Source organism: Streptomyces sp. NPDC060198 (genome assembly GCF_042728415.1).
In the GTDB taxonomy this organism is placed as follows: domain Bacteria; phylum Actinomycetota; class Actinomycetes; order Streptomycetales; family Streptomycetaceae; genus Streptomyces.
On the sequence record NZ_JBHWZJ010000269.1, the window covers coordinates 1 to 9648 of the forward strand.

Here is a 9648-nt window from a genome sequence, read left to right on the forward strand (position 1 = left end):
CCTCGTGGTGCCGGGGCCTTCCCGCGCGTACAGGGCTCAGACGTTCGTCAGTGCCTCGGCGGACCGGGGGAGCGGGGCGGCACCGGCCACCGGACGCTCGCGCTGGGAGAGCAGGACCCGCAGGACCCAGATCCACACCAGGCAGGCTCCCACCATGTGCAGGCCCACCAGGATCTCCGGGGTGTCCAGGAAGTACTGGACGTACCCGATGACGCCCTGGCCCATCAGGACGAGGAACAGCTCGGCGGCGCGACGACGCGGTCCGGGCGGGGCGTCCACGGCCTTCAGCACGAACCAGAGCGCCAGCGTCAGCGCCACCACGACCCAGGCCAGGTCCGCGTGCAGCTGGCTGATCAGCTTCCAGTCGAGCGGGATGCGGTGCACGTCGCTGGAGTCGCCCGCGTGCCGGCCCGCGCCGGTCACCACGGTGCCGACGGCGACCAGCAGCCCCGCGGCCACCACGAGGATCCAGGTCAACTGTGAGACGGCCTTGCCGACCAGCGGTTTCGGGGCCTCGTCGCCCTCGCCGACCCGGTGGTGCAGCACCACGGCGACGGTGATCAGGGCTGCGGAGAGCAGGAAGTGCGCGGCCACGCTGTACGGGTTGAGGCCGACCAGCACCACGAAGCCGCCGAGCACGGCGTTGCCCATGACCACCCAGAACTGGGCCCAGCCGAGCCGGGTGAGGCTGCGGCGCCGGGGCTTCAGCGCCCGCGCCGCGACGATCGCCCAGCCGACGGCCGCGCAGAGCACGTACGTCAGCATCCGGTTGCCGAACTCGATGACGCCGTGGAAGCCCATCGCGCTGGTCGTGGTGAGGCTGTCCTCGGTGCACTTGGGCCAGGTGGGGCAGCCGAGACCGGAACCGGTCAGCCGCACCGCGCCGCCGGTGGCGACGATGATCACCGCCATCACGACGGCGGACATGGCGGCCCGGCGGACGGTCCGGGGGTCCGGGGTCCACCGGTCGGCGATGTACTGGAGGGGGTTCCGCGCGGCTTGAGCGACTTCGGCTCGGGTCAGCTTGGGCACGCGCACCATCGTAAGCGGCAGCTTGTGCAAGCTTTCACGAGGGGGACGAGTCACCGCGAACCGTGACCGGAGTCACCGCGTCGCGCGGCCCCGTCCCACTCCCGGCGGATGAACCGGTCTACTCCCAGCGGAAGAACTTCGCCGCCGCGCCGAGCCCGAGTACCGACCAGACGGCGAGGATGCCCAGATCGCCCCAGGGGACGCCCGCACCGTGCTGGAGCACGTCCCGCAGGCCGTCCGAGAGAGCCGCGATCGGCAGCAGGCCGAGCGCCGAGGCCACGGCGTCCGGGAACTTCTCCATCGGCACGATCACCCCGCCGCCGACCAGCAGCAGCAAGAAGACCAGGTTCGCCGCCGCGAGGGTCGCCTCCGCCTTCAGGGTCCCGGCCATCAGCAGGCCGAGCCCGGAGAAGGCGGCGGTGCCCAGCAACAGCAGGAGCAGCACCGAGAGGGGGTCGCCGTGCGGCGACCAGCCGAGCGCGAAGGCGATCACCGTCAGCAGGACCACCTGGAGCACCTCGGTCACCAGGACCGACAGTGTCTTGGAGGCCATCAGCGCCCACCGCGGCAGCGGGGAGGCGCCGAGCCGCTTCAGGACGCCGTAACGGCGCTCGAAGCCGGTGGCGATGGCCTGGCCGGTGAAGGCGGTCGACATCACGGCCAGCGCGAGGACGCCGGGCGTCAGGAAGTCGACCGGGTCGCCGGAACCGGTGTCCACGATGTCGACGGAGCCGAAGAGCACCAGCAGCAGCGCCGGGATGATCACCGTCAGCAGCAGCTGTTCGCCGTTGCGCAGCAGCATCCGGGTCTCCAGCGCGGTCTGCGCGGCGATCATCCGGGTCAGCGGGGCGGCGCCCGGGCGGGGGGCGTACGTACCGGCGCTCATGCGCGCAGCTCCTTGCCGGTGAGTTCCAGGAAGACGTCCTCCAGGGTGTGCCGCTCGACGGCGATGCCGTCCGGCATGACCCCGTGCTGGGCGCACCAGGAGGTGACGGTGGCGAGCAGCTGCGGGTCGATGGTCCCGGAGATGCGGTACGAGCCGGGGACGGGCTCGGCGGCGCCGGAGCCGTCCGGCAGCGCCTTGATGAGCGAGCCGAGGTCGAGCCCCGGGCGGCCCGAGAAGCGCAGGGTGTTCTCGGCGCCGCCCCGGCACAGCTCCTCGGGGCTGCCCTGGGCGACGACACGCCCGGCGTCGACGATGGCGACGTCGTCGGCGAGCTCCTCGGCCTCGTCCATGAAGTGGGTGGTGAGCACGGCGGACACGCCGTCGGCGCGCAGCTCGCGCACGAGGTCCCAGGTGGCACGGCGGGCCTGCGGGTCGAGCCCGGCGGTGGGCTCGTCCAGGAACACCAGCTCGGGGCGGCCGACGACGGCCATGGCGAGCGCGAGGCGCTGCTGCTGGCCGCCGGAGAGACGCCGGTAGGTGGTGCGTCCGCAGCCGCCGAGCCCGAGGCGTTCGATCAGGGCGCCGACGTCCAGCGGGTGTGCGTGCAGCTTCGCCATGTGGCGGAGCATCTCCTCGGCGCGGGCGCCGGAGTAGACGCCGCCCGACTGGAGCATGACGCCGATCCTCGGCCGCAGCCGGGCCGCGTCGGTGACGGGGTCGAGGCCGAGTACCCGGACGGTGCCGGCGTCGGGGCGGCGGTAGCCCTCGCACGTCTCGATCGTGGTGGTCTTGCCGGCGCCGTTGGGGCCCAGGACCGCGGTCACCGTGCCCGCCGCGACGCTCAGATCGAGTCCGTCGACGGCTGTCTTGGCGCCGTACCGCTTCACCAGGCCTTCGACCCGTACGACAGGCTCGTTGCTCATGGCCGGTAAGTCTAAGTCCCGGTGGATTTCGGGGGACCCGCCGGGGCCCTTGCGGGAGCGGGGATCCGTGGCCAGATTAGGTAACCCTAAGTGACGAACCGCACCGTTGATCGTTCCGGACCGTGGTTGTCATGCCGCTCCGAATTACGCAACAATGGCGTTGTGAAATACGTTGGCGAGGCTCCGCAGGAGGAACTCGCGACCGGTGAGCGTTCGACGCGCAACCGGATCGCGCGCTCCATCCTCGACCACGGCCCGTCCACCGCCGCCGACCTCGCGAAGCGGCTCGGCCTCACCCAGGCCGCCGTCCGGCGCCACCTGGACGCCCTCGCCTGCGACGGGGTCGTCGAGGCCCGTGAGCAGCGGGTCTACGGGACCCGCACCCGCGGGCGGCCCGCCAAGGTCTTCGCGCTGACGGACAGCGGCCGGGACGCCTTCGACCAGTCGTACGACAAGCTCGCGGCCGACGCGCTGCGCTGGATCGCCGAGACCGCGGGTGACGAGGCGGTCGTCGCGTTCGCACGCTCCCGAATGGCGGCCCAGGCGGACAAGTACCGCGCGGCGGTCGAAGCCGCCGCCCCCGAGGACCGGACAGCGGCTCTGGCCAGCGCTTTGTCCGCGGACGGGTACGCTGCTACGGCGCGCAGCGCGCCGGGCCCCCAGCAGGCCGAGCAGCTCTGCCAGCACCACTGCCCGGTCGCACACGTCGCCGAGCAGTTCCCGCAGCTGTGCGAGGCGGAGACGGAGTTCTTCTCCGAGCTGCTCGGGACCCATGTACAGCGTCTGGCCACCCTCGCCCACGGCGACGGCGTGTGCACGACGTACGTACCCAAGGGCGGTCCGGGCGGCGGTAGCACCGACGCCGGCTCGCACCCACAGACCACCACCTCAGTATCAGCAAGCACTGCCGGGAGGAACCCCGCATGACGCTCCCTACGGAGACTGCCCACCCCGAACTCGAGGGTCTGGGTACGTACGAATTCGGCTGGGCCGACTCCGACGCGGCAGGCGCGGCGGCCAAGCGCGGCCTCTCGGAAGAGGTCGTCCGGGACATCTCGGCGAAGAAGAACGAGCCCGAGTGGATGCTCAAGCTCCGCCTCAAGGGCCTCAAGCTGTTCGGCAAGAAGCCCATGCCGAACTGGGGCTCGGACCTGTCGGGCATCGACTTCGACAACATCAAGTACTTCGTGCGGTCCACCGAGAAGCAGGCGGAGTCCTGGGAGGACCTGCCCGAGGACATCAAGAACACGTACGACAAGCTCGGCATCCCGGAGGCGGAGAAGCAGCGCCTGGTCGCCGGTGTCGCCGCGCAGTACGAGTCCGAGGTCGTCTACCACCAGATCAACGAGGAGCTGGAGGCGCAGGGTGTCATCTTCATGGACACCGACACCGCGCTGAAGGAGCACCCGGAGCTCTTCAAGGAGTACTTCGGCACCATCATCCCGGTCGGCGACAACAAGTTCGCCTCGCTGAACTCGGCCGTGTGGTCCGGTGGCTCGTTCATCTACGTGCCCAAGGGCGTCCACGTCACCATCCCGCTCCAGGCCTACTTCCGTATCAACACGGAGAACATGGGCCAGTTCGAGCGGACGCTGATCATCGTCGACGAGGACGCCTACGTCCACTACGTCGAAGGCTGCACCGCGCCGATCTACTCCTCGGACTCGCTGCACAGCGCCGTGGTCGAGATCATCGTGAAGAAGGGCGGCCGCTGCCGCTACACGACCATCCAGAACTGGTCGAACAACGTCTACAACCTGGTCACCAAGCGCGCCGTGGCGTACGAGGGCGCGACCATGGAGTGGGTCGACGGCAACATCGGCTCCAAGGTCACCATGAAGTACCCGGCCGTCTACCTCATGGGCGAGCACGCCAAGGGCGAGACGCTCTCCATCGCCTTCGCGGGCGAGGGCCAGCACCAGGACGCCGGCGCCAAGATGGTCCACATGGCCCCGAACACCTCGTCCAACATCGTCTCCAAGTCGGTGGCCCGAGGCGGTGGCCGCACGTCCTACCGCGGCCTCATCGAGATCGGCGAGGGCGCGCCGGGCGCGAAGTCCAACGTGCTCTGCGACGCGCTGCTCGTCGACACGATCTCGCGCTCCGACACCTACCCGTACGTCGACGTCCGCGAGGACGACGTGTCGATGGGCCACGAGGCGACCGTCTCCAAGGTCTCCGAGGACCAGCTCTTCTACCTGATGAGCCGCGGCCTCACCGAGTTCGAGGCCATGGCGATGATCGTGCGCGGCTTCGTCGAGCCGATCGCCAAGGAGCTCCCGATGGAGTACGCCCTGGAGCTGAACCGGCTGATCGAGCTGCAGATGGAGGGCTCGGTCGGCTAGTACGGCCCCTGCCGTCCGCCCCGACCGACCCCCCGTTCCAGACTTAAGAAAGCGAGCACTACGACAGCCATGGCTGAGGCTCAGAATTCCCCGGTGGGCTCCACCACCGCCGGTTCCATCGCGGTTGCCGCCGAGTCGACCGTCGCGACGCGCATGAGCGCACCGCCCTCCTTCGACGTGGCGGACTTCCCGGTCCCGCACGGCCGCGAGGAGGAGTGGCGCTTCACGCCGCTGGAGCGCCTGCGCGGGCTGCACGACGGCACCGCGGTGGCGGACGGCGGCGGCGTGAAGGTCGCCGTGGAGGCCCCCGAGGGTGTCACGGTGGAGACCGTGGGCCGCGACGACGCCCGGCTCGGCCGGGCCGGCGTCCCGGTGGACCGGGTCGCCGCCCAGGCGTACTCCGCGTTCACGCAGGCGTCGGTCGTCACGGTCGCCAAGGAGGCCGTGCTCACCGAGCCGGTCCGCGTCGCGGTGCACGGCGAGGGCGGTACGGCGTACGGCCACCTGCTCGTCGAGGTCGGCGCCTTCGCCGAGGCGGTCGTGGTCATCGACCACACCGGTGACGCGGTGCTCGCCGCCAACGTCGACTACGTCCTCGGCGACGGCGCGAAGCTCACCGTCGTCTCCGTCCAGGACTGGGACGACACGGCGGTCCACGTCGGGCAGCACAACGCGCTGATCGGCCGCGACGCCTCGTTCAAGTCCGTCGTCGTCACCTTCGGCGGCGACCTGGTCCGGCTGCACCCCCGGGTCGCGTACGCCGGCACCGGCGGCGAGGCCGAGCTGTTCGGCCTGTACTTCACGGACAAGGGCCAGCACCAGGAGCACCGTCTCCTGGTCGACCACAACACCCCGCACTGCAAGTCCAACGCGGTGTACAAGGGTGCCCTCCAGGGCGACGGGGCCCACGCCGTCTGGATCGGCGACGTCCTGATCCAGGCGAAGGCCGAGGGCACCGACACCTACGAGATGAACCGCAACCTGGTTCTGACCGACGGTGCCCGCGTCGACTCGGTCCCGAACCTGGAGATCGAGACCGGCGAGATCGTCGGCGCCGGCCACGCCTCGGCGACCGGCCGCTTCGACGACGAGCAGCTGTTCTACCTCCAGTCCCGCGGTATCCCGGCCGAGGAGGCCCGCCGACTCGTCGTGCGCGGCTTCTTCGCCGAGCTGGTCCAGCAGATCGGCCTGCCGGACGTCGAGGCGCGTCTGCTCGACACGATCGAGGCAGAGCTGAAGGCGTCCGTCTGATGGCGTTCGTCAAGGTGTGCGCGCTGAGTGAGCTGGCGGACGACACCCCCAAGCGGGTGGAGCTCGACGGCACTCCGGTCTCGGTCGTCCGTACCGAGGGCGAGGTGTTCGCCATCAACGACATCTGCTCGCACGCCAATGTGTCGCTGTCGGAGGGCGAGGTGGAGGACTGCATGATCGAGTGCTGGCTGCACGGCTCGTCCTTCGACCTGCGCACCGGCAAGCCGTCCGGCCTTCCCGCGACGCGCCCCGTCCCCGTTTACCCCGTAAAGATCGAAGGGGACGATGTGCTCGTCTCCGTCACCCAGGAGTCCTGAGTCACCCATGGCAACGCTTGAAATCCGCGACCTGCACGTCACCGTCGAGGCCGACAACGCCACGAAGGAGATCCTCAAGGGCGTCGACCTGACCGTGAAGCAGGGCGAGACCCACGCCATCATGGGCCCCAACGGGTCCGGCAAGTCCACCCTGGCGTACTCGCTCGCCGGTCACCCCAAGTACACGATCACGAGCGGCACCGTCACCCTCGACGGCGAGGACGTCCTCGAGATGTCCGTCGACGAGCGCGCCCGCGCCGGCCTGTTCCTCGCCATGCAGTACCCGGTCGAGATCCCCGGTGTCTCGGTCTCCAACTTCCTGCGCACCTCCGCCACCGCCGTCCGCGGCGAGGCCCCCAAGCTGCGTACGTGGGTCAAGGAGGTCAAGGAGACGATGGCCGGGCTCCAGATGGACCCGGCGTTCGCCGAGCGCAACGTCAACGAGGGCTTCTCCGGCGGTGAGAAGAAGCGCCACGAGATCCTTCAGCTGGAGCTCCTCAAGCCGAAGGTCGCCATCCTCGACGAGACCGACTCCGGCCTCGACGTCGACGCCCTGCGCGTCGTCTCCGAGGGCGTCAACCGGGTCCGCGAGACCGGCGAGGTCGGCACCCTGCTGATCACCCACTACACGCGGATCCTCCGCTACATCAAGCCCGACTTCGTGCACGTCTTCGCCAACGGCCGCATCGCCGAGTCCGGTGGCGCGGAACTGGCCGACAAGCTGGAGAACGAGGGCTACGAGGCGTACGTGAAGGGTGGCGCTTCCGCGTGACTGACGCCCGCCAGGGGCTGACCGGCCTCCTCGACACCGAGGCGATCCGCAAGGACTTCCCCATCCTGGGCCGCACGGTCCACGACGGCAAGAAGATCGTGTACCTGGACAGCGCGGCGACCTCGCAGAAGCCGCGCCAGGTCCTCGACGCTCTCAGCGAGTACTACGAGCGGCACAACGCCAACGTCCACCGCGGTGTGTACACCATCGCCGAGGAGGCCACCGCGCTGTACGAAGGCGCCCGCGACAAGGTCGCCGCCTTCATCAACGCGCCGAGCCGCAACGAGGTCATCTTCACGAAGAACGCCTCGGAGTCGCTCAACCTCGTCGCGAACATGCTCGGCTGGGCCGACGAGCCCTACCGGGTCGACCGCGACACCGAGATCGTCACCACCGAGATGGAGCACCACTCCAACATCGTCCCGTGGCAGCTGCTCGCGCAGCGCACCGGAGCGAAGCTGAAGTGGTTCGGCATCACGGACGACGGCCGGCTCGACCTGTCCAACATCGACGAGATCATCACCGAGAAGACGAAGATCGTCTCCTTCACGCTGGTCTCGAACATCCTGGGCACGGTCAACCCGGTCGAGCAGATCATCCGCCGTGCCCAGCAGGTCGGCGCGCTGGTCTGCATCGATGCCTCGCAGGCCGCCCCGCACATGGTGCTGGACGTGCAGGCGCTGCAGGCCGACTTCGTGGCCTTCACCGGCCACAAGATGGTCGGCCCGACCGGCATCGGCGTCCTGTGGGGACGGCAGGAGCTCCTGGAGGACCTGCCGCCGTTCCTCGGCGGCGGCGAGATGATCGAGACCGTGTCGATGCACTCGTCCACGTACGCCCCGGCGCCGCACAAGTTCGAGGCGGGTACGCCCCCGATCGCGCAGGCCGTGGGCCTCGGCGCGGCCGTGGACTACCTCTCGGCCATCGGCATGGAGAAGATCCACCGCCACGAGCAGGCGATCACCGAATACGCGGTGGCCCGCCTCTTGGAGGTGCCGGACCTGCGGATCATCGGCCCCACCACGGCCGAGAACCGCGGCGCCACGATCTCCTTCACGCTGGGCGACATCCACCCGCACGACGTGGGCCAGGTGCTCGACGAAGAGGGCATCGCGGTCCGGGTCGGCCACCACTGCGCGCGGCCGGTCTGCCTGCGGTACGGAATTCCCGCGACCACGCGGGCGTCGTTCTATCTGTACTCCACGCCCGCCGAGGTCGACGCCCTGGTGGACGGCTTGGAACACGTACGGAACTTTTTCGGTTGATGGGCGAAGTGGCTGAGGGCTGACGGGTGAAACTGGATTCGATGTACCAGGAAGTCATCCTGGATCACTACAAGCACCCCCACGGGCGCGGCCTGCGGGACGGCGACGCCGAGGTGCACCACGTCAATCCGACGTGCGGCGACGAGATCACGCTCCGCGTGCGGTATGAAGGCGACACCCTCGCCGACGTCAGCTACGAGGGGCAGGGCTGCTCGATCAGCCAGGCCAGCGCCTCGGTGCTGAACGAACTGCTGGTCGGCAAGGAGCTGGACCAGGCGCGGAAGATCCAGGACGCGTTCCTGGCTCTGATGCAGTCCAAGGGCCAGCTGGAGCCCGACGACGCGATGGAGGAGGTGCTGGAGGACGCGGTCGCGTTCGCCGGTGTCTCCAAGTACCCGGCCCGCGTCAAGTGCGCGCTGCTGAGCTGGATGGCGTGGAAGGACGCGACGGCGAAGGCGCTGTCCGAAGGGAAGACCTCATGAGCGAGAACGAGACTGTGGCACTGAAGCCGGCCTCCGAGGAGGAGGTCCGCGAGGCGCTGTACGACGTCGTCGACCCGGAACTGGGCATCGACGTCGTCAACCTGGGCCTGATCTACGGCATCCACATCGACGACGCCAACATCGCCACCCTCGACATGACGCTGACGTCCGCGGCCTGCCCGCTGACCGACGTCATCGAGGACCAGGCGAAGTCCGCGACCGACGGCATCGTCAGCGAGCTGCGGATCAACTGGGTCTGGATGCCGCCGTGGGGCCCGGACAAGATCACGGACGACGGACGCGAGCAGCTCCGCGCGCTCGGCTTCAACGTCTGAGCACCACCGCTCGTCGCGGTTTCGAGGACGGCCTCCCGGC

At 69.4% G+C, this 9648-nt stretch carries 11 protein-coding genes; 8 read left to right on the forward strand and 3 right to left on the reverse strand.

Going from position 1 to position 9648, the window contains the following annotated elements; translation table 11 throughout:
* Positions 1 to 36: 36 nt before the first annotated feature.
* The 3 genes from ACFWEP_RS25890 to ACFWEP_RS25900 all read right to left on the reverse strand — a co-directional run bounded on the left by ACFWEP_RS25890 (position 37) and on the right by ACFWEP_RS25900 (position 2841).
* A complete protein-coding gene (locus tag ACFWEP_RS25890; RefSeq protein WP_387373338.1) occupies positions 37 to 1041 on the reverse strand; it encodes a heme A synthase in 1005 nt (334 codons plus the stop codon).
* Positions 1042 to 1150: 109 nt separating this feature from the next.
* Positions 1151 to 1918 carry an ABC transporter permease gene (locus ACFWEP_RS25895; RefSeq protein ID WP_387373340.1) on the reverse strand — a complete coding sequence of 256 codons (768 nt, stop codon included), beginning with the start codon at positions 1916 to 1918 and terminating at the stop codon, positions 1151 to 1153.
* Entirely contained in the window at positions 1915 to 2841 is a 927-nt protein-coding gene (locus tag ACFWEP_RS25900; RefSeq protein ID WP_387373342.1) for an ABC transporter ATP-binding protein, read from the reverse strand. The genes ACFWEP_RS25895 and ACFWEP_RS25900 overlap by 4 nt, the downstream gene beginning before the upstream one ends.
* Positions 2842 to 3003: 162 nt before the next feature.
* Here ACFWEP_RS25900 and ACFWEP_RS25905 point away from each other — a divergent pair, with 162 nt between their 5' ends.
* The 8 genes from ACFWEP_RS25905 to ACFWEP_RS25940 all read left to right on the forward strand — a co-directional run bounded on the left by ACFWEP_RS25905 (position 3004) and on the right by ACFWEP_RS25940 (position 9608).
* Positions 3004 to 3768 (forward strand): helix-turn-helix transcriptional regulator, encoded by a 765-nt coding sequence (locus ACFWEP_RS25905; RefSeq protein ID WP_387373344.1) that lies wholly within the window; start codon positions 3004 to 3006, stop codon positions 3766 to 3768.
* A complete protein-coding gene (gene sufB, locus ACFWEP_RS25910; RefSeq protein WP_328722332.1) occupies positions 3765 to 5186 on the forward strand; it encodes a Fe-S cluster assembly protein SufB in 1422 nt (473 codons plus the stop codon). Before ACFWEP_RS25905 ends, sufB begins: the two co-directional genes overlap by 4 nt.
* A gap of 69 nt (positions 5187 to 5255) precedes the next feature.
* On the forward strand, positions 5256 to 6437 hold the full coding sequence (sufD, locus tag ACFWEP_RS25915) for a Fe-S cluster assembly protein SufD (protein WP_387373346.1): 1182 nt from the start codon (positions 5256 to 5258) through the stop codon (positions 6435 to 6437).
* Positions 6437 to 6754 carry a bifunctional 3-phenylpropionate/cinnamic acid dioxygenase ferredoxin subunit gene (locus tag ACFWEP_RS25920; protein ID WP_328722334.1) on the forward strand — a complete coding sequence of 106 codons (318 nt, stop codon included), beginning with the start codon at positions 6437 to 6439 and terminating at the stop codon, positions 6752 to 6754. Before sufD ends, ACFWEP_RS25920 begins: the two co-directional genes overlap by 1 nt.
* A 7-nt stretch (positions 6755 to 6761) precedes the next feature.
* A complete protein-coding gene (sufC, locus tag ACFWEP_RS25925; RefSeq protein WP_266703126.1) occupies positions 6762 to 7526 on the forward strand; it encodes a Fe-S cluster assembly ATPase SufC in 765 nt (254 codons plus the stop codon).
* Positions 7523 to 8791, forward strand: a complete 1269-nt coding sequence (locus ACFWEP_RS25930; RefSeq protein ID WP_387373349.1) for a cysteine desulfurase — start codon at positions 7523 to 7525, stop codon at positions 8789 to 8791. The genes sufC and ACFWEP_RS25930 overlap by 4 nt, the downstream gene beginning before the upstream one ends.
* Before the next feature lie 26 nt (positions 8792 to 8817).
* Positions 8818 to 9273: a Fe-S cluster assembly sulfur transfer protein SufU gene (gene sufU / locus ACFWEP_RS25935; RefSeq protein WP_387373350.1), complete on the forward strand. Its 456-nt coding sequence runs from the start codon at positions 8818 to 8820 to the stop codon at positions 9271 to 9273.
* A complete protein-coding gene (locus tag ACFWEP_RS25940; protein ID WP_266703120.1) occupies positions 9270 to 9608 on the forward strand; it encodes a metal-sulfur cluster assembly factor in 339 nt (112 codons plus the stop codon). The genes sufU and ACFWEP_RS25940 overlap by 4 nt, the downstream gene beginning before the upstream one ends.
* The last annotated feature ends 40 nt before the right edge of the window (positions 9609 to 9648 follow it).

Excerpts from the sequence above, each read along its gene's own strand:
- ACFWEP_RS25890 (WP_387373338.1), bottom strand. The coding sequence starts at position 1,041 with ATGGTGCGCGTGCCCAAGCTGACCCGAGCCGAAGTCGCTCAAGCCGCG.
- ACFWEP_RS25895 (WP_387373340.1), bottom strand. The coding sequence starts at position 1,918 with ATGAGCGCCGGTACGTACGCCCCCCGCCCGGGCGCCGCCCCGCTGACC.
- ACFWEP_RS25900 (WP_387373342.1), bottom strand. The coding sequence starts at position 2,841 with ATGAGCAACGAGCCTGTCGTACGGGTCGAAGGCCTGGTGAAGCGGTAC.
- sufB (WP_328722332.1), top strand. The coding sequence starts at position 3,765 with ATGACGCTCCCTACGGAGACTGCCCACCCCGAACTCGAGGGTCTGGGT.
- sufD (WP_387373346.1), top strand. The coding sequence starts at position 5,256 with ATGGCTGAGGCTCAGAATTCCCCGGTGGGCTCCACCACCGCCGGTTCC.
- ACFWEP_RS25920 (WP_328722334.1), top strand. The coding sequence starts at position 6,437 with ATGGCGTTCGTCAAGGTGTGCGCGCTGAGTGAGCTGGCGGACGACACC.
- sufC (WP_266703126.1), top strand. The coding sequence starts at position 6,762 with ATGGCAACGCTTGAAATCCGCGACCTGCACGTCACCGTCGAGGCCGAC.
- ACFWEP_RS25940 (WP_266703120.1), top strand. The coding sequence starts at position 9,270 with ATGAGCGAGAACGAGACTGTGGCACTGAAGCCGGCCTCCGAGGAGGAG.